At 64.4% G+C, this 25,618-nt stretch carries 22 protein-coding genes; 14 read left to right on the top strand and 8 right to left on the bottom strand.

What is annotated here, in order from left to right:
* Positions 1 to 181 precede the first annotated feature (181 nt).
* The 14 genes from pepQ (at position 182) to AC16HO_RS07050 (ending at position 15,021) form a co-directional block, all read left to right on the top strand.
* Entirely contained in the window at positions 182 to 1,504 is a 1,323-nt protein-coding gene (gene pepQ / locus AC16HO_RS06985; protein WP_395643803.1) for a Xaa-Pro dipeptidase, read from the top strand.
* 120 nt (positions 1,505 to 1,624) lie between these two features.
* Entirely contained in the window at positions 1,625 to 2,101 is a 477-nt protein-coding gene (locus AC16HO_RS06990; protein WP_395643804.1) for an EF-hand domain-containing protein, read from the top strand.
* Between the two features lie 170 nt (positions 2,102 to 2,271).
* Entirely contained in the window at positions 2,272 to 3,534 is a 1,263-nt protein-coding gene (locus AC16HO_RS06995; protein ID WP_395643805.1) for a histidine kinase, read from the top strand.
* Positions 3,527 to 4,285: a LytR/AlgR family response regulator transcription factor gene (locus tag AC16HO_RS07000; protein ID WP_395643806.1), complete on the top strand. Its 759-nt coding sequence runs from the start codon at positions 3,527 to 3,529 to the stop codon at positions 4,283 to 4,285. The genes AC16HO_RS06995 and AC16HO_RS07000 overlap by 8 nt, the downstream gene beginning before the upstream one ends.
* 19 nt (positions 4,286 to 4,304) lie before the next feature.
* Complete coding sequence (locus tag AC16HO_RS07005) at positions 4,305 to 4,685, top strand: hypothetical protein (protein ID WP_395643807.1); 381 nt, start codon at positions 4,305 to 4,307, stop codon at positions 4,683 to 4,685.
* A gap of 98 nt (positions 4,686 to 4,783) precedes the next feature.
* On the top strand, positions 4,784 to 5,530 hold the full coding sequence (locus AC16HO_RS07010) for an electron transfer flavoprotein subunit beta/FixA family protein (RefSeq protein ID WP_395643808.1): 747 nt from the start codon (positions 4,784 to 4,786) through the stop codon (positions 5,528 to 5,530).
* Entirely contained in the window at positions 5,530 to 6,471 is a 942-nt protein-coding gene (locus AC16HO_RS07015; RefSeq protein ID WP_395643809.1) for an electron transfer flavoprotein subunit alpha/FixB family protein, read from the top strand. The genes AC16HO_RS07010 and AC16HO_RS07015 overlap by 1 nt, the downstream gene beginning before the upstream one ends.
* Before the next feature lie 165 nt (positions 6,472 to 6,636).
* Positions 6,637 to 8,595 (top strand): acetoacetate--CoA ligase, encoded by a 1,959-nt coding sequence (locus AC16HO_RS07020; RefSeq protein WP_395643810.1) that lies wholly within the window; start codon positions 6,637 to 6,639, stop codon positions 8,593 to 8,595.
* 9 nt (positions 8,596 to 8,604) lie between these two features.
* Entirely contained in the window at positions 8,605 to 10,032 is a 1,428-nt protein-coding gene (locus AC16HO_RS07025; RefSeq protein WP_395643811.1) for a UbiA family prenyltransferase, read from the top strand.
* A gap of 1 nt (position 10,033) precedes the next feature.
* The gene (locus AC16HO_RS07030; protein WP_395643812.1) at positions 10,034 to 11,329 is read left to right on the top strand and encodes an FAD-binding oxidoreductase; all 1,296 of its coding nucleotides are present in this window, start codon (positions 10,034 to 10,036) and stop codon (positions 11,327 to 11,329) included.
* A gap of 151 nt (positions 11,330 to 11,480) precedes the next feature.
* On the top strand, positions 11,481 to 12,221 hold the full coding sequence (locus AC16HO_RS07035; protein WP_395643813.1) for an SDR family oxidoreductase: 741 nt from the start codon (positions 11,481 to 11,483) through the stop codon (positions 12,219 to 12,221).
* Positions 12,222 to 12,298: 77 nt separating this feature from the next.
* Positions 12,299 to 13,222 (top strand): NAD-dependent epimerase/dehydratase family protein, encoded by a 924-nt coding sequence (locus AC16HO_RS07040; protein ID WP_395643846.1) that lies wholly within the window; start codon positions 12,299 to 12,301, stop codon positions 13,220 to 13,222.
* A gap of 13 nt (positions 13,223 to 13,235) precedes the next feature.
* Positions 13,236 to 14,531: an NAD(P)/FAD-dependent oxidoreductase gene (locus tag AC16HO_RS07045; protein WP_395643814.1), complete on the top strand. Its 1,296-nt coding sequence runs from the start codon at positions 13,236 to 13,238 to the stop codon at positions 14,529 to 14,531.
* A 7-nt stretch (positions 14,532 to 14,538) separates the two neighbouring features.
* Complete coding sequence (locus tag AC16HO_RS07050) at positions 14,539 to 15,021, top strand: GtrA family protein (protein ID WP_395643815.1); 483 nt, start codon at positions 14,539 to 14,541, stop codon at positions 15,019 to 15,021.
* Positions 15,022 to 15,067: 46 nt separating this feature from the next.
* Here the strand turns inward: AC16HO_RS07050 and AC16HO_RS07055 are convergent, their stop codons facing one another.
* The 8 genes from AC16HO_RS07055 to gmd are packed head-to-tail and all read right to left on the bottom strand — an operon-like array spanning position 15,068 to position 25,611.
* Positions 15,068 to 17,200, bottom strand: coding sequence for a hypothetical protein (locus tag AC16HO_RS07055; protein WP_395643816.1), 2,133 nt, complete (start codon positions 17,198 to 17,200; stop codon positions 15,068 to 15,070).
* The gene (locus AC16HO_RS07060) at positions 17,197 to 17,829 is read right to left on the bottom strand and encodes a NeuD/PglB/VioB family sugar acetyltransferase (protein WP_395643817.1); all 633 of its coding nucleotides are present in this window, start codon (positions 17,827 to 17,829) and stop codon (positions 17,197 to 17,199) included. Before AC16HO_RS07060 ends, AC16HO_RS07055 begins: the two co-directional genes overlap by 4 nt.
* Entirely contained in the window at positions 17,826 to 19,538 is a 1,713-nt protein-coding gene (locus tag AC16HO_RS07065; protein WP_395643818.1) for a glycosyltransferase, read from the bottom strand. Before AC16HO_RS07065 ends, AC16HO_RS07060 begins: the two co-directional genes overlap by 4 nt.
* Positions 19,529 to 21,820 (bottom strand): glycosyltransferase, encoded by a 2,292-nt coding sequence (locus AC16HO_RS07070; protein WP_395643819.1) that lies wholly within the window; start codon positions 21,818 to 21,820, stop codon positions 19,529 to 19,531. The genes AC16HO_RS07065 and AC16HO_RS07070 overlap by 10 nt, the downstream gene beginning before the upstream one ends.
* Entirely contained in the window at positions 21,817 to 22,569 is a 753-nt protein-coding gene (locus AC16HO_RS07075; RefSeq protein ID WP_395643820.1) for an ABC transporter ATP-binding protein, read from the bottom strand. The genes AC16HO_RS07070 and AC16HO_RS07075 overlap by 4 nt, the downstream gene beginning before the upstream one ends.
* Positions 22,566 to 23,351 (bottom strand): ABC transporter permease, encoded by a 786-nt coding sequence (locus AC16HO_RS07080; RefSeq protein ID WP_395643821.1) that lies wholly within the window; start codon positions 23,349 to 23,351, stop codon positions 22,566 to 22,568. Before AC16HO_RS07080 ends, AC16HO_RS07075 begins: the two co-directional genes overlap by 4 nt.
* A 3-nt stretch (positions 23,352 to 23,354) precedes the next feature.
* Positions 23,355 to 24,506 (bottom strand): DegT/DnrJ/EryC1/StrS family aminotransferase, encoded by a 1,152-nt coding sequence (locus AC16HO_RS07085; protein WP_395643822.1) that lies wholly within the window; start codon positions 24,504 to 24,506, stop codon positions 23,355 to 23,357.
* Positions 24,507 to 24,516: 10 nt separating this feature from the next.
* On the bottom strand, positions 24,517 to 25,611 hold the full coding sequence (gene gmd / locus AC16HO_RS07090; protein WP_395643823.1) for a GDP-mannose 4,6-dehydratase: 1,095 nt from the start codon (positions 25,609 to 25,611) through the stop codon (positions 24,517 to 24,519).
* Between the last annotated feature and the right edge of the window lie 7 nt (positions 25,612 to 25,618).

The following is a 25,618-nucleotide window of genomic DNA, read 5'->3' on the forward strand; positions in this document are numbered from 1 at the left end:
GGATGGCCCGAATGTACGTGCCCGAAGGACGGATGAGGGAAGAGCCTCACACGAATGCGAGGAAGGGAGAGTTGTCGCGCTCTCCCCTCATCCGGCGCTGTGGCTTTCGCGGCCTCCCCCGATGGGAGAAGGGAAGCAAGATGCGGCACAATACGCGCATACGAATCCGTGGATGCGCGCCATGACCGATCTTCTCGCCAAACTCTACCCCGCTCATCTTGCGACGCTGAAGCAGCGCAGCGATGCCGCGCTCGCGCGCAGCGGCCACGACCACCTCGTCATCGCCGCCGGCCGGCCACGCATGCAGTTTCTCGATGACCGTCCGTATCCGTTCGCGGTCAATCCGCATTTCAAACACTGGCTGCCGGTGACCCGCGCGCCGGGTTCGTGGATCGTGTACACACCGGGGCAGCGGCCCAAACTCGTCTACTTGCAGCCGCACGACTATTGGCACGTCGTACCCGACGCACCGGCCGGCTACTGGGTCGAGCATTTCGACATCGCGATCATCCGCGACGCGGACGAAGCCAAGGCGCACCTGCCGAAGGATACCGCGCGCTGTGCGATCATTGGCGAGGACAACGCGGCACTCGCCGGCTACGTGCCGAACAACCCTCAAGTTGCGCTCAACTACCTGCACTGGCACCGCGCCTACAAGACCGACTACGAACTCGGCATGCTGCGCGTCGCCTCGAAACTCGGCGTGCGCGCACACCGCGCCGCCGAAGCGGCGTTCCGCAACGGCGCAAGCGAATACGACATCAACACGGCCTATCTCAATGCCGTGCACGAGACCGAAAACGAATTGCCGTACTCCAACATCATCGCGCTGAACCAGCATGGCGCGGTGCTGCACTACACGGACCTCAACCGTGCGCCGCCGACGCATTCGAATTCGCTGGTGATCGACGCGGGCGCGAGCTTCCATGGCTATGCCGCCGACATCACCCGCAGCTACGCCTCGAAGCAGGCGAGTGAATTCCAGGCCTTGGTCGATGCGGTCGATTCAGCGCAAAAGGGATTTGTGGAAAAAGTGCAAAATGGCACGAACTACGCAGACCTGCACGTGCGCGCGCACCACGTCCTCGCCGGCATCCTGCGCGACCAGGGCTTCATCCGCATGAGTGCCGAAGCTGCGGTGGCATCGGGCGTGTCGAGCGTGTTCTTCCCGCACGGCCTCGGTCATCCGATCGGCCTGCAGGTGCACGACGTCGGCGGATTCCAGAAGGACGAGAGCGGCGGCACGATTGCGAAGCCGCCCGGCCACCCCTACCTGCGCATGACGCGTACGCTGGAACCGCGCATGGTCGTGACGATCGAACCCGGCCTCTACTTCATCGACCTGCTGCTGGCCGAACTCAAGGCCAAACCCGAGGCCAGGGACATCGCCTGGGACAAGGTCGAGCACTTCCGCCAGTACGGCGGCATCCGCATCGAGGACGACGTCGCCTGTACCGATTCAGCCCCGGAAAACCTCACGCGCGAGGCGTTTGCGGCGGCCTGATACTGCACAAAGAATTCCGCGCTCGCTTACGTTCGTTTACCGCGCCCCGGTAAACGTCGCGTGGCGTACGGCGTTGTATCCGCTGTGGCCAAGCCACCTTATCCCAGTACGGAGCAACCCATGTCAGTCATACGCAAACTTCCCCTCGTCGCGGTGCTCGCCGCCTTCGTCGCGGCACCGCCTGCCGCGTTCGCGCAGTCGAACGAGGCGCCCGCCGCGACTGCGCAGCCATCGCTGTTCGGCCACATGCTGAAGAAGATGGACTCGGACGGCGACGGCAAGATCTCCTCGGCCGAGTTCCAGGCCGCCGCCGCCGCGCGCTTCGCCGCGATCGACACCCAGGGCAGCGGCAGGATCAGCGCGGAGCAGATCGCCAATTCGAAGTCCGCCAGGCAGCGCGACCTGAAATTCGCCGACCACGAAGTGAAGAGGATCGGCAGCGACGGCACGATCAGCCGCGACCAGTACCTGGCCGCCGCGCAGGCGCGCTTCGCCAAACTCGACAGGAACGGCGACGGCTTCATCAGCGCCGACGAGATGCCGGCGGGCCAGCATGGCCATAGCCACGCCGGCAAGAACGCCGCACAACAACAGTAGCGCGCCGTTACCGCCGCATCATTTGCCCCGGGCCGCGCAAGCGGCCCTTTTTTCGCGCAGCCGAATGGCGGTTTCATCGCCGCCATAGCGGTTTCGTCGCAGACCGCGATACATCCGCGATGTGCACGGCTATGCTGCGCGCCAATCGGTTTTGACGGAACTTCGCGGTCATGGCAGGTCTTCTCTTCATCGCACGCACAGCGCTGGTCTGGTTCATCGTGGCGCTGGCCGTGACGGCGCTCTGGCACATCGTCGGCTTTCCGCACATCCGCCCTCTCGACTGGCTGTTCGCGGTCGCGGTCATCGGCTTCTTCGCGGCCAAGATCATCCATGCGATCGCGCACCTGCGCCGCGTGCAGTTGATCAAGGGCCGCATCGATACGGATGCGCTGAGTCCGCGCCAGCGCCGCCAGATCGAGATTCCGTTCGATGCCGCCGAAGCGTTCGCGATCGTCGATGCGTCGGTCCGCGAACTGGCGGACGTTCACGTCGACGAAAGTGCGCGCGACAGCCTCAACCTGCGCGCGCGCGTCGAAAAGCCGGTCGCGCCCAGGGCCTACGTCTTCGCCGGCATCGACTTCGGCTTCCTCGTCGTGCGTCGCCACCAGATTCTCGCCACACTGACGCCGGCGAACGGCACCAGCAGCGCGCTGCTGATCTGCGAGGCCGCGGGCGGCATCTTCAGCGACTGGCTGCAATTCGACGATGGTTCCAATCTCGAAAACGTGGAGGCGCTGACGCGCGCGATCACGCGCCGCATCGCCGAGCGCCGGCGCGGCGAACAGGCAAGCGTGCAGCAGACCAGCACGGAGAAGGAACTCGCCGTAGCCAGGCTCAACCTGCTGCACGCGCAGATCGAGCCGCATTTCCTCTACAACACGCTGGCGAGCGCGCAGATCCTCACACGCACCGATCCCGCGCGCGCCGACGAGATGCTCGGCAACCTCATCGCCTACTTGCGCTCTTCGGTGCCACGCGCCGAGAACTCGCTGTCCACGCTTGGCGAGGAGCTCGAACGCTCGCGCGCCTATCTGGAAATCCTGCGCATCCGCATGGGCGATCGGCTCAAGCTGCAGATCGAAGTGCCGGGAAACCTCGAGCCGACGCCGTTCCCGACGATGATGCTGCAGACCCTCGTCGAGAACGCGATCAAGCACGGGCTCGAACCGAAGTTCGGCGGCGGCACGGTCTGGATTCTCGCGCGCGAAAGCGCGGGCAAGCTCGTCGTCACCGTCGCCGACGACGGCCAGGGCTTCAACGCGCAATCGAGCGGCACAGGCATCGGCCTGAAGAACGTGCAGGAACGCTTGAAGCTCGCCTACGGTGCGGCAGCGTCGTTCGTCATCGCGGCGAATTTCCCTAACGGCGTCGCCGCGACAATCACGGTGCCGGCCTCGACGGACGCCGCCGCGACGGGAGCGAATCATGCCTAAGTGCATCGTTGCCGAAGACGAAGAACTGCTGCGCGAGTCGCTCGTCGGCCTGCTGCGCGAGGTATGGCCGCAATGCGACATCGTCGCCGAGTGCGAGGACGGCGGCGCGGCGCTCGAGGCAATCGCGCAGCATCAGCCGGACGTCGCCTTCCTCGATATCCGCATGCCGGGCCTGACCGGGATCGAGGTCGCCGCGGCGGCCGCCGAGGCGAGCCCGGCAACGCAGATCGTGTTCGTCACCGCGTACAACCAGTACGCGATAGCCGCCTTCGACAAGGGCGCGGTCGACTATCTGCTCAAACCGATCGCGCGCGAACGTCTAGCCGCAACCGTCGCGCGACTGCAGGCGCGCGGCACGCGCGACAAGGAGACGCTCGCCGCGGTGATCCGCCAGCTCGGCATCATGCCGCAGGTCGCCGACAAGCCGCCGCTGGCCTGGATCACGGCGAGCGCGGGCAAGGAAACGAAACTCATCCTCGTCGACGACGTCGCCTATTTCCAGGCCGACAACAAGTACACGGTCGTGATGACGCGCGACGGCGAAGCGCTGCTGCGCACACCGATTCGCGAATTGCTCGGCTTGCTCGATCCGACGGCATTCAAGCAGATCCACCGTTCGACGATCGTGAATCTGAAAGCGATCGCCTCGATCGCGCGCGACGACAGCGGTCGCGGCACGGTCAAGCTGAAGACACGGCCGGAAACGCTGACCGTCAGCCAGCCGTTCATGACCCTGTTCCGCTCGATGTGACCTCCACGGAGATCCGACCATGCGCCCGCTATCCTGCCTCGCCGTGTTGCCGCTGCTGCTGACCGGCTGTACCTTTTCTCCGAACGTTTCGATCACGACGACGACCACTATCGACGGTGCCGACGTGCTCGACTCCGCGATCCGCGAATCGCCGCCAGGCATCACCCGCTTCGCCTGCAACGAAAGCGCGAGCGGGCATTGCTACTACACCGTGTTCACCAGCGACTGCCGCGCCGACGGCAAGGACGCAAGGGCAAGCACCTGCACCACGCACCGCATCGCGGATTTCGCGCTGGCCCGCGGCGAATCGAAATCGCTGACCGGCCTGCCCGCCGACTACCGGCACTGCGTCGCGCGCAGCGCGCCCGTGGCACCGTACTGCGCAGCTCCGCCGGGCTGAACGGCGCGCTTGCAGATTTTGCTCCGGCCAATAGGGTAAAATCGCCTTCCCCTCGCGCCACGGCGGCGTACGCGATCCACCAGGGAAGTCAACACTCGATGAAAATTCTTGTCGGCTACAAGCGCGTCGTCGATTACAACGTGCGCATCCAGGTCAAGCCGGACGGTTCCGGCGTGGTTACCGAAGGCGTCAAACTGTCGGCCAATCCGTTCGACGACATCGCCCTCGAAGAAGCATTGCGTCTGCGCGAGAAGGGTATTGCGAGCGAAGTCGTCGTGGCCACGATCGCACCGGCCGACGCCCAGGCGCACCTGCGCAACGGTCTGGCCATGGGCGCGAACCGCGCGGTCCACGTCGTCACGAGCGAGGCGATCCAGCCGCTGACCGCGGCGCGGGCGCTGCTCAAGCTGGTCGAGAAGGAACAGCCGCAGATCGTGCTGCTCGGCAAGCAGGCGATCGACGACGACTGCAACCAGACCGGGCAGATGCTGGCCGCGCTGTGGAACCGGCCGCAGGCGACATTCGCATCCAAGGTGGAAGTGTCCGGCAACACCGCGAAAGTAACGCGCGAAGTCGACGCGGGGCTGGAGACGATCGAAGTCGACCTGCCGGCCGTGATCACCACCGACCTGCGCCTCAACGAGCCGCGCTTCATCAAGCTGCCGGACATCATGAAGGCCAAGTCCAAGCCGCTGGAGACCTTGCAGCTCGCCGACCTCGGCGTCGCCTCGGGCGACACGCTGAAGACCACGAACTACGCGCCGCCGGCCAAGCGCAGCAAGGGCGTGATGGTGAAGGATGCCGCCGAGCTCGTCGCGGCGCTGAAGACGAAGGGGTTGCTGTGATGTCCAAAATCCTGATCATCGCCGAACACCTGAACGGCAAACTCAATCCGAGCACTGCGCGCTGCGTGAGCTGCGCGCAGGCGATCAAGGCTGCGGCGATCGACGTGCTCGTACTCGCCGATGCGCCGGATGCCATAGCCGCCGAAGCGGCGAAGATTGCCGGGGTGTCGAAGGTGCTTGCCGTCGCCAACCCGGCCAGTGCACACGCACTGGCTGCGGTCTACGCACCGCAAGTCGTCGCCGCCGCCAGCGGCTACAGCCATGTGTTCGCGCCGTCGACCACGTTCGGCAAGGACGTCGCACCGCGTGTCGCCGCGCTGCTCGGCGTGGCCCAGGTCAGCGACATCATGAGCGTGGTCGACGCGCACACGTTCACGCGCCCGATCTATGCGGGCAACGCGATCGTCACCGTGCAGGCCCCCGCCGACCAGACCGTGGTTGCGACCGTGCGCACGGCCTCGTGGCCGGCGGCCGCGGGCGGCGGCTCCGCGCCGGTCGAAGCCCTGACCCTGAATGTCGAGGTGCCGAGCCACACGCGCTTCGTCGAACTCGCCCAGGGTTCGAGCGAACGCCCGGACTTGCAGAGTGCGTCAAAGGTCGTCTCCGGCGGCCGCGGCGTCGGCTCGGCGGAAAACTTCGCGATCATCTTCAAGCTCGCCGACAAGATTGGCGCCGCGGTCGGCGCCTCGCGCGCCGCGGTCGATGCGGGCTACGTGCCGAGCGATCTGCAGGTCGGACAGACCGGCAAGATCATCGCACCGGAGCTGTACGTGGCGATCGGCATCTCGGGCGCGATCCAGCACCTGACCGGCATCAAGGACGCCGGCACGATCGTGGCGATCAACAAGGACGCCGAGGCGCCGATCTACGAGATCGCCGACATCGGCCTCGTCGGCGACCTGTTCAAGATCATTCCGGAACTCGAAGCGGCATTGGGCTAGGGTTCGGGCCGGGGCCGGGGTTCATCGCGCCCTGCCCGCGCTTGGGACCGCGTCGATCCGCCGACGTCCGCGCCACTCCTGCGCAAACTCCTTAAGTCGCAGGCAGGCGGCAACGGGGCTGATCTATAATCGGCGCTCTCGAAGACACTGCTGAGGGAACGCCGCTTGAACACCCAACGTCCCATCTGGGAGCCGAGCAAGGAGCGCATCGAGCGCGCGAACCTGTCCCGCTTCATCCGCTTCGTGCAGACCGAGCACAAGGCGCAGGTCGAAGACTACTTCGGTCTCTACGACTACTCGATCCGCCAGCCGGAGGCATTCTGGCGCGCGGTATGGGAGTTCTGCGGCATCCGCGCCTCGGGTGATTTCGACGAGGTGCTCGTCGATGCCGGGAAGATGCCCGGCGCGCGCTGGTTCCCCGGCGTACGCCTGAATTTCGCGCAGAACCTGCTGCGCTACAAGGACGACCGCGTCGCGCTGCTCGCACGCAATGAGTGGGGACACAAGCGCGAGTTCACCTACGCGCAACTGCACGAGGAAGTCGGCAGGCTGGCGCACGCGCTGCGCGAGGCCGGCGTCGTCGCCGGTGACCGCGTCGCCGGCTTCATGCCGAACATCCCCGAAACCGTCATCGCGATGCTTGCGGCGACCTCGCTCGGCGCGACCTGGTCGTCGTGCTCGCCCGACTTCGGCATCAACGGCGTGGTCGACCGCTTCGGCCAGATCGCACCCAAGGTGCTGTTCACGGCCGATGCGTATCCGTACGGCGGCAAGAGCTTCGATTGCCTGGCCAAGATCCGCGACGTGCTCGCGCAGATCCCGTCGATCGAGAAACTCGTCGTCGTGCCGTATTCGGGCGCGGCGCTGAAACTCGGCGACATCGCCAACGCGATCGCATGGTCCGACTTCGCGGGCGGCGAGGCGCGCGAGATCGAATTCACCGCGACCGCATTCGACCATCCGCTCTACGTCATGTATTCCTCGGGCACCACGGGCGTGCCGAAATGCATCGTCCACGGCGCCGGCGGCACGCTGATCCAGCATCTGAAGGAGCTCGTGCTGCACACGGACCTCAAGCGCGAGGACAAGATCTTCTACTACACCACCTGCGGCTGGATGATGTGGAACTGGCTGGTCTCGAGCCTCGCGGTCGGCGCGACACTCGTTCTCTACGACGGCTCGCCGTCACACCCGGATGCGACGACGTTGTGGGATCTGATCGACGAAGTCGGCATCAGCGTGTTCGGCACGAGCGCGAGGTGGATCGCGGCAAGCGAGAAGGCCGGGGTCAAGCCGCGCGAATCGCACAAGCTGACGACGCTGAAGACGATCCTCTCTACCGGTTCGCCGCTGGCCGACGAGAGCTTCGACTACGTCTATCGCGACGTGAAGGAGCGCCTGCTGCTTGCCTCGATCTCCGGCGGCACCGACATCATTTCCTGCTTCGCGCTCGGCAATCCGCTGCTGCCGGTCTACCGCGGTGAGCTGCAATGCCGCGGCCTCGGCCTCAAGGTCGAGATCCTCGACGACTCCGGCCAACCACTGCGAGGCGAGAAGGGCGAACTCGCCTGCACCGCGCCATTCCCGTGCATGCCGGTCGGTTTCTGGAACGACGCCGACGGCTCGAAGTACAAGAATGCGTATTTTTCCAAAGTGGAAAACGTCTGGTGCCACGGCGACCACGCGCTGCTGACCGAGCACGACGGCATCGTCATCTACGGACGCTCCGATGCCGTGCTGAATCCGGGCGGCGTGCGCATCGGTACGGCGGAAATCTACCGCCAGGTCGAACAGTTGCCCGAAGTGCTCGAATCGATCGCGGTCGGCCAGGACTGGGACAACGACGTGCGCGTGGTCCTGTTCGTGCGCCTGCGTGAAGGCTGCGTGCTCGACGATGCGCTGCGCGAAAGGATCAAGAAGCAGATTCGCGCCAACACGACGCCGCGCCACGTACCGGCGAGGATCCTGCAGGTCGCCGACATTCCGCGCACGATCTCGGGCAAGATCACCGAGATCGCCGTGCGCGAAGCGATCCACGGCCGTCCGGTGAAGAACACCGACGCGCTCGCCAATCCGCAGGCATTGCGCCTGTTCGAGGCGTTGCGCGCGGAGCTTTGCGTCTAGGCATTGCGCATGACGACTGCGGAGCAGCGCGACGACATTCCGTTGTGCGTCGATCTCGACGGTACGCTGATCCGTTCCGACCTGCTGATCGAGTCCGCGTTGGGCCTCGTTCGCCGCAATCCACTCAACATTCTGCGCTGCGCGGTCTGGCTGCTGCGCGGCAAGGCGGCGATGAAGCGCGAGATCGCGGTGCGCAGCGAGATCGATGTTTCCCTGCTGCCCTACGACGAGCGCGTCGTCGGCCTGCTGCGAGGCTCGTCGCGGTACCGGGTACTCTGCACGGCGTCGGATCGCAGGTACGCGGAAGCCATTGCCGCGCATCTCGGCGTATTCGACGAGGTGCTCGCCAGCGATGGCGAGCGCAATCTCGCCGGCGCCAACAAGGCGCAAGCGCTGGTCGGCCGCTTCGGCAGACGCGGCTTCGACTACGCCGGCAACGCGGTTGCGGACCTCGAGGTATGGCGGCAGGCGCGCAACGCGATCGTCGTCAACGCACCCGGGGATCTCGCGCGCCAGGCCTCCGCGGTGACGTCGCTCGCACAGACGCTGCCGCGCGACAGCGGCGGCGCCGGAACCTGGGCCAAGGCGCTGCGCCTGCATCAGTGGCTGAAGAACTTTCTCGTTTTTCTGCCGCTGCTCGCCTCGCACAGGCTGTTCCAGGCGGACGCGGTACTGCTGTCGGTGATCGCCTTCGTCAGCTTCGGCCTGTGCGCCTCTGGGGTCTACATACTCAACGATCTGCTCGATCTGGAGTCCGACCGCAACCATCCGCGCAAGCGGACGCGGCCATTCGCGACCGGCGCGCTGTCGCTGGCGTCCGGTCTGGTCGTCGCGCCGCTGCTGACGTTTTCGGCATTCGCGCTGGCGCTGGCGGCCGGCAAGGAATTCGTGCTCGTGCTGCTCGGCTACTGGCTGCTTACGCTGGTCTATTCGTTCCGCCTCAAGCGCATCGCCATGCTCGACACCGTCGTGCTCGCCGCACTCTACACGCTGCGCATCATCGCCGGCACCGCCGCTATCCACGTTACGCTGTCGTTCTGGCTGCTCGCGTTCTCGATGTTCCTGTTCCTGAGCCTGGCCCTGGTCAAACGCTACACCGAATTGCGCAGCCTGATGCAGCAGGGCCGCGGCCGCAGCGACGGACGCGGCTACGAAGTAGATGACGTGGGCCTGATCGCCTCGCTCGGCGGCTCCAGTGGCTATCTGGCCGTGCTCGTGCTCGCGCTGTACATCAACAGCGCGGCCAGCGAAGTGCTGTACCGGCACCAGCAGGTGCTGTGGTTGCTGTGCCCGCTGCTGCTGTACTGGATCAGCCGCGTCTGGTTCAAGGCGCATCGTGGCCTGATGGACGACGACCCGGTCGTGTTCGCGCTGACCGACTATGTCAGCCGGATCGTGCTCGCCCTGTGCGCCGTCGTCGTGGCCATTGCCATCTGACATGGCCGTTGCCGGGACATCCTGGGGCCGCTATCCGCGCGCGCGGCAGGACATCGTGCCGTTGCATTGGCGCGACGCGCCGCTGCCGACCGTCGACGGCAGCATGCTCGCCTACGGCAACGGCCGCAGCTACGGCGATGTTTGCCTCAACGACGGTGGCACGCTGCTGCATACGCGCGGGCTCGACCGTTACCTCGCCTTCGATCCGGTGAGTGGCGTCCTGCGCTGCGAGGCCGGCGCGCTGTTCGCCGACATCCTCGACTTCGTCGTGCCACGCGGCTGGTTCCTGCCGGTGACGCCGGGCACGCGCTTCGTCAGCGTCGGCGGCGCGATCGCCAACGACGTGCACGGCAAGAACCACCACGGCGCAGGCACGTTCGGCGAGCACTTGCTGCGCTTCGAGCTGTTGCGCTCGGACGGCACACGCATCGAATGCAGCCCGACAAAAAATGTGGATTTGTATACCGCAACGATCGCCGGCCTCGGCCTGACCGGCCTCGTCGTCTGGGCGGAATTCCGCCTGCTGCGCATCGCCGGCCCGTGGATGACGCAGGAGACGCGGCGCTTCGCGAGCCTCGGCGAATTCTTCGCCTTGTCCGCGCAGTCCGAACGCGACTACGCCTACACCGTCGCCTGGATAGATTGCGCCGCGAGCGGCGGCGCGTTCGGCCGCGGCCTGTTCTTCCGCGCCAATCACGCGCCGGCCACGACCGCCGCTCGCGCGTCGCGTCAGCGTCGGCTCGTCGTGCCGTTCACACCGCCGTTCTCGCTGATCAATTCGTTCAGCCTGCGCGCATTCAACGAGCTGTATTTCCGCCGCGCACGCGAAGGCCACGCAATCGTGTGCTACGAGCCGTATTTCTATCCACTCGATGCGGTCGGCGAGTGGAACCGCATCTACGGTCCGCGCGGTTTCCTGCAATACCAGTGCGTGGTACCGTCCGCGGCAGCGGAAGCGGCAGTCAGCGAATTGCTCAAGCGCATCGCGGCGGCTGGCAGCGGCTCGTTCCTCGCTGTACTCAAGGTGTTTGGCGATCGCCCGCCCGCGGGTATACTTTCATTCGCGCGTGCCGGTACGACGCTGGCGCTGGATTTCCCCAACCACGGTGCGGCAACGTTCTCCCTGCTCGACCGGCTCGACGACATCGTCGCTGCAGCCGGCGGCGCCGTCTATCCGGCCAAGGATGCGCGCCTGAGCGGCACGCGCTTTCGCCAATATTTTCCGCGCTGGCAGCAGATGCTGGCACACATCGACCCGAAATTTTCCTCGGGCTTCTGGCGCCGGGTGATGGAATGAATCACGGGCACCTCGAAAAACCTACTGCGCTCGACAATTTGCGCGCCGGCGGTGCTCGGAATCCTCATGTACATCTGAGTACACTCCGGTTCCTGCGCTCCGGCGACGCGCAAATTCTCTTCGCTCGCTACGCTTTTTCGAGGTGCCTTCCATGAAAAGAGTCCTGATCATCGGAGCGACCTCCGCGATCGCCGAAGCCACCGCGCGCATATTTGCCGCGCGCGGCGATGCGCTGTTCCTGGTCGCGCGCAATGCCGAGCGACTGCAGGCTATCAAGGCCGATCTCGACGTGCGCGGCGCCGTGCGCACAGCGATCGCAACGCTCGACGTTGCCGACTTCACCGCGCACCGGGCGATCGTCGATCGGGCCGAACGCGAACTTGGCGGCCTCGATACCGTGCTGATCGCGCACGGCACGCTGTCGGACCAACGCGAATGCGAAGGATCCATCGACGCACTGCGTCGCGAATTCGACGTCAACGCGCTGTCGACGATGGCGATATTGACCATGCTCGCGAACACGTTCGAAACGCGCAAGGCCGGCATGCTCGCGGTGATTTCCTCGGTCGCTGGCGATCGCGGCCGCCAGAGCAATTACGCCTACGCTGCAACCAAGGCCGCGGTGACGGCGTTCCTCTCGGGCCTGCGCCAGCGCCTGGCGAAATCGGGCGTCGACGTGCTGACGATCAAGCCCGGCTTCGTCGATACGCCGATGACCGCGAACATCGCGAACAAGGGCGCGCTGTGGGCCAAACCCGACATGGTGGCAGCGGGCATCGTGCGCGCGATCGACAAGCGCCGCAGCGTCGTCTACCTGCCGTGGTTCTGGGCGCCGATCATGCTCGTGATCAAGCATATCCCGGAGTCGATCTTCAAGAAGTTGAAGTTGTGAACATGGATCGAGCGCCATCGTCGTCCCGGCCCCGGAATGGCCGGGCCCCGGTTCCAGGGGAGGGAAAACACGCGAGAATCGTCTTGACCGGCGCCGCCGGCCTGGTCGGCCAGAATCTCGTCGTCGAACTGAAGGCGCAGGGTTACCGCAACCTTGTCGCGATCGACAAGCACGAGTACAACCTCGGCGTCCTGCGCCGACTGCATCCCGACGTGCAGGCCATCCTTGCCGACGTCGCCGAGCACGGCGAGTGGGAGTCGAGCTTCGACGGCGCCACCTGCGTCGTGCAACTGCACGCGCAGATCACCGGCAAGCAGCCGCAAATTTTCGTGCGCAACAACATCGATGCGACGCGTGTCGTGCTGGCCGCAGCGAAGCGTCACGGCGTACCCTACCTCGTGCACATTTCTTCGTCGGTCGTGAATTCGGTTGCGAACGACGACTACACGAACACGAAGAAAGCGCAGGAAAAACTCGTCGTCGATTCCGGTATCAGGCACTGCGTGCTGCGGCCGACGCTGATGTTCGGCTGGTTCGATCCCAAGCATCTGGGCTGGTTGTCGCGCTTCATGGCGAAGACTCCGCTGTTCCCGATTCCGGGCGACGGCAAATACATGCGCCAGCCGCTGTACGAGCGCGATTTCTGCCGCTGCATCGCCAGGTGCATCGAGACGCAACCGGACGGCGCTGCCTACGACGTCTGCGGCGACACGCGCATCGACTACGTCGACATCATTCGCACGATCAAGCGCGTCAAGCGGATGCGCACGCTGATCGTGCATATTCCCTATCCGCTTTTCCGCGCGTTGCTCAGAATCTACGCGCTGTTCAGCGGCAAGCCACCGTTCACCGCCGACCAGCTCGAGGCGCTCAGCGCCGGCGACGAATTCCACGGCGTCGACACGCGCGTGGCGTTCGGTGTGACGCAGACACCGTTCGAGGATGCGGTGCGCGAAAGCTACTGCGACCCGCGTTACAGCGCTGTCGTCTTGAAGCGCTGACCGGGGGGTATTCGTGACAGCGAAAAAAACCGCCGTGATCGGCGCCGGCCCGATGGGTCTGGTCTGCGCACTCGACCTGCTCAAGGCCGGGCACGAGGTCGACGTCTACGAACGCGATGACCGCATCGGCGGCATGTCCGCACATTTCGATTTCGACGGACTCGCGATCGAGCGCTACTACCATTTCATCTGCAAGACCGACCAACCGCTGTTCGGCCTGCTTGCCGAACTCGGCCTGTCCGGCCGACTGCGCTGGACGGACACGAAGATGGGCTTCTTCTGGAACGGCCGCCTGTACAAGTGGGGCACGCCGCAGGCCTTGCTGCGCTTCGACGGTCTGAGCCTGATCGAAAAATTCCGCTATGCGCTGCAGGTGATGAAGATCAAGGGCGTCAAGGACTGGACCGCACTCGACAAGATCGGCGCATTGCCGTGGCTGAAGTCGTGGCTCGGCGAACGCGCCTGCAAGGTGCTGTGGGAACGCTTGTTCCATCTCAAGTTCTACGAACTGAGCGACCAGCTCTCGGCCGCGTGGCTCGGCACCCGCATCAAGCGCGTCGCGCTGTCGCGACGCAACCTGTTCCATGAATCGCTGGGCTATCTCGACGGCGGCTCGATCACGCTGCTCGACGCGCTGCGCGCGCGCATCGAGGCGCTCGGCGGCCGCATCCATCTGTGCTCGGGCATCGACAAGGTGGCGACCGACGGCGCCGGCAAGGTGCGCGGCATCGTGGTCGCGGGCGAGGAACGTGCGGTCGACAATGTGGTCAGCACGGCGCCGATCCAGTATTTGCCGCAGCTTGTGCCCGACCTGCCGCAAGACTTCACCGCGCGCATCCGCGCGATCAAGAATATTCCGGTCGTCTGCGTCATCCTGAAGCTGAAGCAACCGCTCAGCGAGAATTTCTGGATGAACATCTGCGACGAAGGCATCGAGATTCCGGGCCTGATCGAATACTCGAACCTCAACCCGGGCGCGGGCCCGGCGATCGTCTACGCGCCGTTCTACATGCCGAAGACGCACCCGAAGTACGCGCGAAACGACCACTCCTTCATCGACGAGACGATAGGTTGTCTGTCAAAGCTCAATCCTCGGTTCAAGCCGGAGTGGGTGCTCGCGAGCCACTGCCACCGCTACGATTTCGCGCAAACGATCTGCCCGCCAGGTTTTGCCGCGATGTTGCCGCCGACGCGCACGCCGATCACCGGGTTGATCATGGCCGACACTTCGTACTACTACCCCGAAGACCGCTCGATTTCGGAGAGCGTGAAGGTCGGGCGTGAACTCGCACGCACCCTGCTGGCTTGAGGTCCACATGAAACGCATCGGCGGCAACAGCGACGACACGCCGCAACCGAGGGAATCGCGCAGATTCCTGCACTTCCTCGCTGCCGGCGGCATGGCCGCGACCGCCAACTTCTGCTCACGCATCCTGTTCAGCCAATGGCTGACGTTCGTGCCCGCGGTCGTGCTGGCCTATCTGGTCGGACTGACGACGGCATTCGTGCTGTTCCGCCACTTCGTCTTCGCCCGTTCGGACAAGTCGCTGCCCCGGCAGATGTTCTGGTTCGTGATCGTCAACGTAGTGGCGCTGCTGCAGACGGTGCTGATCAGCCTGCTGCTGGTCGATTGGGCCCTGCCACGTCTGCACGTCGTCCGGCACGCCTACGAAATCGCGCATGCGTGCGGCATCGCCGCGCCGGTGTTCACCAGCTATCTGGGGCACAAGTGGCTGTCGTTCTCGTCCCGGCAACGTGGCGACGAACACGACCGCGGTGCCGGCAGCGCCGATTCCTGATCCTCCGCGAGTGCCTCGATGGACTCCCATCGAGCGCCGTGACGGCCTAGCGGCTGGATTCGTCCGGAACCAGGCTGAAGGAAACTAGCCGCAACGCAAGGTCGTAGTAGTTCGGCTCGGTCGGCGCGGTGAATTCGATTGCGTTGCCGACCTTGCGCAACGACCGCGCGTCGACCTCTCCCTCGCATTCGCGGTACGACGTCCACCGGCATTCGACTGGCGCATCGTTCAGCGCAATGTGCACGGCGCTGCGCACCCTGTCGCTGGCGAACATCGCAAACTTGACATGCAGACGGTAGGTGGCGGCGGATGGGGCGAGATCGAAATAGAGACCGGCTGTGGTTCCCGTTTGCCACGCCGATGCCACGTGGTGAAAACGCGAGGATACTTCCCACTCGGTTTCGCGCCAACCGTAGCCGCGCATCGGTATGTCCATGCTCCACCATCGCCCGAAGCTGCCATGGTACGAATGGCCGGGGCCTTCCGACCCGAATATCGCGGCACGATGGTCCCAGGTCGGCGGCGCAAGCACGTTGCGGTATCGCGTTGCGAGTTTGCTTCTGCCCGACTGCAATTCCGTGCGGTACGCATCGAGCCGCGGATCGCTGACGATGTGGCCATCGGCGCCGATCCGGATGACGATGGCGCGATCTTTTGCGATACGCTTGCCACTGGCCTCTGCCGGCTCTTCGGTAGTGTGGAACACCCACTCCGTCTCCGCTTCGCTGCAGATTCCCCTCTGCGGCAGAAGGTTCACGTCTTGCCAAATCCATTCCATGCTCGGAGCACGGCAGATCTCGATACCGTTGAGCCGATGCTGGTAGAAATACTCGAGCGCAAGGCGCAGGTTGACCGGCAGGAATACCCACGTCTGGCCGAGATAGTTGCTGCCATCGACCACGATCAATGTCTTGCCGTCCATGTTGCCGTCGAAGTTTCCGACTATTCCGCGCAGCAGATTTCTCTGTACGTCGGCGATGCGTGCGTAGTGCTCGAACTGGACCAGTTGCGCGCCGAGGCCGAGAAGCAGCAGGGCAACGGCGGTCGACGCGGCCAGCAACCGCGAGACGAACGCCATTCCGAGCAGCAATGCCGTCCACAGCAGCACGGCCCCGAACGAGGCGAACAGATAGGTGCGCTGGCTGATCGCCATATGTGCCGGCGAAGACAGGTAGGGCAGATAACCGGCGGCGATCAATGCGATCCCAATACCGGCGAGGCGTGCGAGCCGCGCCATGCGCGAGCCCTGCGCCGGTGCGTCCACAAGCGCCGCCTTGCGGCTGCCTGCCCAGACCAGTCCCGCGAGCACGAGCGCGGCGACAACCGGGTAGACCAGGGATCGATATTCGCTGGCCAAAATCTGCGCCGCATCGAACCAGCCGCCGAGAATCGCGCGACTCTCGCCGATCGTGAACAGTTGCGGCAGCGTCTGGGTGAACAGGGAACCCAGACTTCGGCCGCTTATCAGACTGGCCTGGTAGGTGGCCACCCTGCCCGACATCCAGATCGCATAGACCAGGTACAGCGCAGCCGCGGTGACCCAGACCCACAGCAACGCCAGGCGATCGCGCAGGCCCGAGAGTAATCCGCGCAGGCCGTCGCGCGCGAAAACGACCAGAAACGGAATCACGAAACAGGTCAGCGCGACCTCGTAGACCAGGATCGCCAGCAAACCGGCCGCCGCCGCGACGACGGCAACGCCAGGTCGTCGCCGATCCCAGGCGTAGACGTAGATCGAGCAGGCGAGCAAGGCCAGCGACAGCGACCAGTTGATGTGCAGCGCGCGAAACGACAGCTGCATGGTGTCCGCCGGATACAGCACGATCAGCGCGGCCGCGACCAAGGCGACGGCAAACGAGCCGGTCGCCCGGTACGCGAGCTGGCCGGATGCGCAGCCCTTCACCACCAGCGCCAGCATCAGCAGCAGATGCCAGGAAACGAGTGAGTTCGGCCCGAGCACATACGCGGCGGCGAACGGGAGATGACTCATCGGCCGCAGCGCGTCAGCCTCTGGACGGACGATGTTGGCAAAAAACACCGGGCCGTCCACGGTGAAATTGCCCAGTTCCTGCCACTCCTCGATCAGGCCGGTCATGCCGAAACCGAACGGCAACCAGATCGCCAGGACACATACGAGCGCAACGGCAACGAAGATCCAAGTGCGCTGGCGCGCGCTCACGGCGATGCCCCCCGCAACACACGTGCGGGCACGCCCGCATACACGCCCGCCACGTCGATCAGACGCACAACGACAGCGCCGGCACCGACGACGACTCGATCACATACGCCGACACCGTCGATGACGGTGGCGCCGGCGCCGATCATGCACGCGGCGCCGATCCGGCTGCGGCCGGCGATCGTGGCGTTGACCGAGACGTGGGTCCAGTCGCCGATCGTGCACTCGTGCTCGACGATCGCGCCGGTGTTGATGATGCAGCCTTCGCCGACCACGGCGTCGGGGCCGACATGTGCCGATCGCGCGACCAGCGTCCCGACACCGATGCGGCTCCCGAAGCCCAGCGTGGCATCCGGCGCGACCAGCGTGGCGATCGGCAAACCGGCCTGGCGGAATGCGGCGATCTGGCGCCGACGCGTAGCGCCGTTGCCGGACGCACTGAACACGGCCCAGCCCGGCGGCAACGGCCCGCCCCATTCGCTGCGCACCTCGAATCCGTGAAACGACTCGCCCGGTCGCGCATTCGCATCGATGAACAGCAACTGTGCGACGCCGCAGGCCAGCGCGATGTCGGCGACGCTGCGCGCGTGGCCGCCGAAGCCGTGGATCAGCAATCCGGTCGGGGTGTTCATACCGGCCGCAGATGCTGTACGGCTGCATCGCCTGCGATGCGTTCGAAAGCTTCGACGTGCTCGTCGACGACGTCGCTCCAGGTGCGCCGCGCCAGCTCGGTGTAGGTTCGCGATTGCAATTGCAGCAGCTCCTCGCGATGGCCGATCGCCCATTCGATGCGGCGCGCCATGTCGCGCCAGTCGTACGGATCGAAAAACGTCGCCTGCTGCAGTTCGGGATCGGTCAACACTTCTTCGCTCACCGCGATCCTTGCCATTACGACCGGCGTGCCGACCGACAATGCCTCGGTGAACGTGAACGGGCAGCCGCCTTCGCTGAGGCTGGGATTGATTGCCAGATCGGCCAGCTTGTAGCAGGCAGCCAGCTCCTGTACCGGCAATCTGTACAGGCAGAGCACATCGTTCTGCAGGGAAAACTTTTCGATGAGCTCGCGCACCGGCTGGAACTCCTGCGGACTTCCGGTCAACAGCAGCTTGTGGCCAATATGCCGCTTCCTGAGCAGGTGCTCGTAGGCGGTAATCAACATGGTCAGGTTCTTGTTCGGGCGAAACTGGCTTGCGTAGAACAGATACTTGAACGAAACATTGAGGAATTCGCCGGAGTAGGCCGGAACGGTGGATTTGGCGAGCGCGCTGCGGATCAGCGTCCCGCAATAGTAGCGCTCGGTCGCCCCGCCATCGGCAATGTCCTTCGCGCTGACCCAGCGGCTCAGGTCACTCGGCGCATGCCGGATCGTGGCAACGTCCTCGGCGCGGATTCCATAGCGACCGACCAGCGTCCCGTACTTGATCGTGTCGCTGTAGGTCACGAAGTTGCGCCCGCCGTAGATCGCGGCCTCGACGGCCTCGAACGCCTTCAGATAGCGGCTGCCGCCGGTCTTCGCGAACGTTGCCGGGAACTCGCTGAGAACGACGTCGGGCACGCACATCAGCCGCGGGGCGCGGATCCGGTTGAACGCCGGCCAGAATGCCGAGGGACTGTACCAGGCGCGTACATCTTGCATGCCGTCGATCAGGCGCAGCATCCGTTCGCTCTCCGCTTCTTCCATGTACTTGTACAGGTGCAACACCCATTCGTTGTCCTTGGGTGGATGCAGCAGCGAACCGAAGCGCGAAGCGATGTACTGCAGGACGGCGACATCCGCGCCGGTCGCGCGCTTCGCTGCTTCCTGCCGGACCAGTGCGGTCGCCGCGCGCAGGCCGCGCCTGATGCCGATGACGGCCAGGCCCACCAGACCGACCATCAGCGCAATCGGGCCGAGAATGACCGCTAACAGCAGGAGCAGCGCCAACAGCACCGCCAATTCGAGGAGGACCGGCAGCAACGCCGCAACCGAATAGGCGACGCCGAGACGACGCTCGATGTGATCGACCCACCAATTCAATCGCTGCGTCGCCGACGAGACGATGCGATACCAGAGACTGCGGCTGCGCACGCGATTCCTGTAGCGCAGGAACGCCTCGTACCAGCGCAGGATCACCGGCTTGCCGGAAGGAGTGACCAGGTCGAAATCGCCGGCGACGCCCTCGGTCTTGAATAACGCCTGCAGCCCCTCCCGCGCCCAGCTCGGGCAGAGCAGGACGAAGTGCACGTCGCGCCGTTCCGCGGCTCCCTTCAGGAACGATGCGAGATGCCGGCCGAGTCCATCGTGACGCAGATCGACCGTGGGCGGATACGCCAGATACATGCCATATCGTTTCACAGACATTCGCGCACCACCTTCCAGTACTCGCCGGCGAGTTCGCCGACGGCCTGTTTCGCGAGGATTTCCGCGGACGGCAGATGACTTTTCCTTTGCCGCCATGCCGATTCCATCGTCTTCAACGCGGTCGCCATGCTGCGCGGCCGCGTCGCGTCCATCCAGGCCAGATGCAACGAGAACTGCGCATCCATTTCGCGCATCGCGGGATAGTCGCTGCTCAATGCGGGCACGCCGGCTGCCGCCGCCTCGACCACGCTGAAGCTGCCGTTGTCCATGCTGCCGGCATGCCAGAGGAACGCGGCGCCGGCGAGCGTTTTCCGGTAACTTCCTTCACCGAGCTCGCCCAGCCAGCGCACGCGCTTCTTCAACAGCTTGCTGGCCTTGAACAGGTTTGCGCTCTTTTCCAGGTGCGGCGGCGGCTCCTTCATCAGCTTCGCCGTGTTGACCCCGGTGACGATGCAGGCGAGCTGCCCGTCCAGTTCCTCGTAGTAGATCCTCAGCGCTTCGAGCGCGCGCTCATGGTTCTTGTGTGGGGCGGCGTTCGTCGTCCACAGGAAGTAGTCGTTGCCGCGATCGGCGTCCATCGGAGCGAATCCGGTATAGGCCGGCGCGAGCATCGGCAGCCTGGACAACCGATCCTCCGGCACACCCGCGTATTGCAAGGCGTCGCGATAGGTGAACTCGGTCGTCACCATAACGCGCGTGGCGCGGCGCGCGGCGGCGAGGAACATATGGTCCGCGCCGGGTGACATGATCGGAACGTAGCGTTGGATGTAGTCGTACACCATCAGCATGTATGGCCGCAGCGGGAGCAACGGCATTGAAAGCCGGTCGGAAATGACGATCCACACATCGCAATCCATCAGATCGGCAACGCCATCGTCCGGCAAGATGTAGTGCAGCGAAGCCGGCTCCCAGCCCTCGTGGCCGGCGAAGCGCATGGCGCGGGTGGCCTCGACGCCGTCCATGGTTTTCCAGTTGAACGGGCGGCGGACGATTCCTTCGGGCAGGTCGTCGAATTCCTCTTCCGGGTACAGGCCGCGGTCGTCGAGATGCAGCAGCACCACATCGGCATCCTCGCCGAAGCGGCGGCTGCCGACATGAATCGCCTGCGCCAGCAACTTCGCGCCGCGCAGGCTGCCGCCGCGATAACCGACCGGCACGATCACCGCAATGCGCTTTTTCCTGTTCGTGGTGACGGGCTGGCTGCGACGCCCGGCTTCGAGATCTTCGACGACCAGGCGCAGGTTCCTGCGCCATTCCTCCACGCAGTTCTCGGCACGCATCGGCTCGAGCAGCGTGACCTGCGTCCTGCAGATGTCCTCGATCAGGGCGCGGTCGTCGTCGAGGATGCGACGCACCTTCTTGCGTGCCTCCTCGATGGTCGCGCAGCGACCCGGCATGCCTTTCCCGCCAAGCCGATCAAGCAGACCGCCACCCATGAAGACAAGCGGCATGCCGGCGCGAATCGCCTCAAACGGGTGGTAGTGGATGTGGTTGGGTTCGGTCGAGTGATAGAACATGAGGCGAAACTCCCGCATGTTCCGTTCGTGCACTTCCTGGGGCACGAAGCCGAGCACGTCCGCATGCCCCGGATCGATCGCCTGCATCCCGCCGACCACATGCGGAAAGCTGCCGAAGGATTTCCTGAATTCGTTGTATACGTTGGCGTAGTACGGATTGGTGGCGATATTCGGGCAGACGAAGAAGATCTTCTTGTCGTTGCCGCTCCAGCGGGCGTTGACCCGGGTGTCGATCAAGCCCAGCGGCAGATACAGGCGCCGACGCGCAAGATATTCCGGCTCGACTTCGTGCAGATGCGGATACGCCTCCGCGAACCAGAGGCGGCGCCCCAGCGACTTCGTCTTGTACGTAGCCTCGTTGGGCGAGATCTGCTTCAGGATGCTGTCGTAGGTGACGCCCTGCGCGACGCCGTAGGTGCGCCACAATGCCGCGCCGTGGAAATGATTCGCGATGCTGGTGAGTATCTCGGGTTTGTAGAAGATGAAGAACAGGACGTCGAAATGCCGGTTCGCGATGTCCCAGGCCTGCCGCGACGGCGAGCGATACCAGTCCTGCTCGTTGAGGACGGCCAGGTCGTCGGCCGGGATGGTGAGGTTCGCGTCTTCCTCCCAGGAAACGGAGGCGGAGCGGAACTCGATGTCCGCCACGTATTTCTTCGGCAGGAAAAACTCGTCGACACCGGCCTGCTTGAGCATCGGCACTTCGAACTTTCTCGCCGAGGTATGGTTCAACAACCACATCACGCGCAGGGGTTTGCCACTCATTGCGCCAGCCCGTTCAGTTGCTTGTATTCGTCGATGCATGCATCCATCGCGCCGTCGAAACGCAATTCTCCGTGGTGGAACACGAGGCCGCGCTCGCAGGTCGAGCGCAGGGTTGCGAAGTCGTGCGAGGCGAGCAACAGGACTTCGGATTTCTCGATCAGTTCGCGGATGCGTTGCCTGGCCTTGAGCATGAAATTGGCATCGCCCGCGCCGATGACCTCGTCGAGCAGGAGCACGTCGCCGCCGACCGCGGTGGTGATCGCGAATGCCAGGCGCACGAGCATGCCGGCGGAATAGGTCTTGATCGGATAGTCGATGAATTCGCCAAGGTCGGCGAACGCGACCACCTCGTCCTCGATGGCGCGCATGAACTTCGGCGTCAGCCCGAGCAGCAGCCCGCGATAGAGAATGTTCTCCCGCCCGGTCGCATCGGGCTCGAAGCCGAGACTGAGGTCGAACATCGAACGCACCACGCCTCGCACCGTGCGCGTGCCGGCGGAAATCGGATACAGCCCGGCGACGACCTTGAGGAACGTGCTCTTGCCGGCGCCGTTGTGGCCGAGCAGGCCGACGCGCTCGCCCGAGCGGATGTCCACGCTGACGTTTTTCAGCGCCTTGATGTCCTGCACCTCGATCCGCCTATTTTTCGGGCGCAACAGGTTGGTCATCGCGGTCTTCAGCGAGCGCTCCTTGAACGCGGTCGAGGCATAGCTCAGATCGACGTTCTTCATCGAGATCAGATTGCTCATAGATAGAAGATGACCTTCTTCTCGACGCTGCGCCCGAACAGCCATGCGGCGAACGAAAGCACGGCGACAAGACCGAAGCAATAGGCATAGTTCGTCGTCGTCGGCCACTCTCCCTGCAACAGCGGAGCACGCACGATCTGCAGCAGGTGATAGAGAGGATTGTAGTCGACAAGATAGTCGAGCTTGGCGCCACGAAACGCCTTCTCCTCGAAATAGATCGGCGAGACGAACCACATCGCCTGGAGGATCAGGTTGAGCGCGTGGGGAAGGTCGCGAAATCGGGTCGCGACGTAGGCAAGCAGGGTGGAGCTCGGCCACATGATCAGCGCGACGATCGGGAAGATCGTGGTCGCGGCCAGCCAGGGCCAGCCGAACCGGTCCGGCATCACGGCCAGCACCCAGACCACGAGACCGGACGTGGCAAGCAGAAGGACGACAAGATTGGTCAGCACAGCCCGCAGCGTGTAGATCGCCAGCGGGTGCCCGTATTGCTTGATGTAGGCATCGGCCTGGACGAACGACAACGAGCCACCGATCGCGCAGGCGACGACGAAGTCCCAGACCACGATTCCGGAGAGGATGTAGGGCGCGTATTCGCGGATCGATGTGTGAAACATGTTGCTGAACACGAACGAGATCAGCAAAGTCATGCCGAGCGGCTGGATCAGGGTCCAGAGAATGCCGAAAAAGGATCTGCGCCAGCGCGAGCGCAGGTCCGACATGGCCAGATGGATCCAGAAGTGGCGGGCCGCCCAGACACCGCCGAAATAGCTGTCGGCCATCGCTCAGACCGCGGAGCCGGCCGAGGCGTACCGGCGCAGGCCTGCGGAATCCACCGCTTGTCCACGCGCTGCCCGCTGGAAGTAGGCATGGATCGAGGCGCAGACCTGTTCCACTTGCTTGCGCGTGAGCGCGGGATAGCTCGGCAGGTTGATGCCGCGGGCGGACAACGACGATGCGACCGGGAAATGGCCCTCGACTGCGCAATGCGGCAGGGTGTGGCAGGCGTGGAACAACGGCCGCGTCTCCACGTCCGCGGCGCGCAGGTGTTCGCGCAGCGGCTGGCGATCGGCGGCATCATCGACCGCGATCGAGCACATCCAGTACGAATGCACCGTACCGGGCAATTCGTCGTGGAACTTCAGCGGCAGGCCGCGCAGTGCCTCGCGATACCAGTCGGCGATCTGGCGCTTCTTCGCGATGATCGACGCCGCGCTTTCGAGCTGGGCCAGACCTATCGCCGCGCAGATGTTGGTCATGCGGTAATTGTAGGCAACGACATCGTGCCAGTACTCGCGTGCCGGCGATACGCCCTGGTTCTTGAGATGGTACGCACGCTCGATCACGGCCCTGCAGCGCGCGACAACCATCCCGCCCTCGCCGGTCGTGATCGTCTTGTTGCCGAAGAAACTGAATGTGGCGATGTCGCCGAAAGTACCGACGTGCTTGCCGTGATACCAGGTGCCGAAGCCTTCCGCGCAATCCTCGACCAGCAGCAGCCCATGCTCTTCGCAGATGCGCGTGAGGCTATCCATGTCGCAGGGCAGGCCGTACAGGTGCACCGCCATGACCGCCTTGGTCCGCGGCGTGATCTTGCGCCGCACGTCTTCCGGATCGATCTGCCAGGAGTGCTCGAGCGAATCCACGTACACCGGTTTGGCGCCGGTCTGCAGAATGGTATTGACCGAGGCGACGTAGGTCAGCGTCGGCACGATCACCTCGTCGCCGGGACCGATGCCGAGCGCTTCGAGTGCAAGGTGGATCGCCACCGTGCCATTGGCCACGCTCGTCGCATGCGGCGAGCCGATGTATTCGGCGAAGGCCTTCTCGAACTTGCCGATGAACTCGCCCTTGGACGATATCCAGGTCGAGTCCAGGCATTGATTGACGTAGTCCTTCTCGCGGCCGGTGAAATACGGCTGGTAGACGGGAATCATGGCCGCGATCTCACTCGTTGTAGTTGAAATACTTGAACCCGTTCTGGCGCGCCAGTTCGTCGCGCTGCGCCACCTTCAAGTCTTCGCGCATCATCTCCGCGACGAGCTCGGCAAACGTCGTATGCGGCTCCCAACCGAGCTTTCGCTTGGCCTTGCTCGGATCGCCGAGCAGGGTTTCCACTTCGGCCGGACGGAAATAGCGCGGGTCGACCGCAACGATGCACTTGCCGGTTGCCTCGTCGTAGCCCTTCTCTTCGACGCCCGCGCCTTGCCAGCGGATTCGGATATCGATCTCTTTCGCCGCCAATTCGACGAACTCCCTGACCGAATGCTGCTGGCCCGTCGCGATGACGAAGTCCTCGGCGACTTCCTGTTGCAGCATCAGCCATTGCATCTCGACATAGTCGCGCGCATGCCCCCAGTCACGCAACGCGTTCAGGTTGCCCAGATACAGGCAATCCTGCAAGCCGAGCTTGATGCGTGCGAGGGCGCGCGTGATCTTGCGCGTCACGAATGTCTCGCCGCGCACGGGCGATTCGTGGTTGAACAGGATGCCGTTGCACGCGTAAATCCCGTAGGCCTCGCGATAATTCACCGTAATCCAGTACGCGTACAGCTTGGCGACCGCATACGGCGAGCGCGGATGGAACGGCGTCGTCTCGCGCTGCGGAATTTCCTGCACGAGGCCGTACAGCTCGGACGTCGACGCCTGATAGAAACGCGTCTGCTTTTCCAGTTTCGCGATGCGGATCGCCTCGAGCAGACGCAATGCGCCGAGCGCGTCCGAATTTGCCGTGTATTCCGGCTCCTCGAACGAAACAGCGACATGGCTCTGCGCGGCGAGGTTGTAGATTTCGTCGGGCCGAATCTCCTGCACCACGCGGATCAGGCTCGACGAATCGGTGAGATCGCCATGGTGCAAGGTCAGGTCGAAACCCTTGTTGTGCGGGTCGTGATAAAGGTGATCAATGCGATCCGTGTTGAACAGCGACGCACGCCGACGCAGGCCATGCACCGCATAGCCCTTTGCCAGCAGCAATTCAGTCAAATAGGCGCCATCCTGCCCCGTAATGCCGGTGACGAGAGCAATCTTCTTCTGGCTCATAGAACTC

The organism is Rudaea sp., assembly GCF_057139185.1.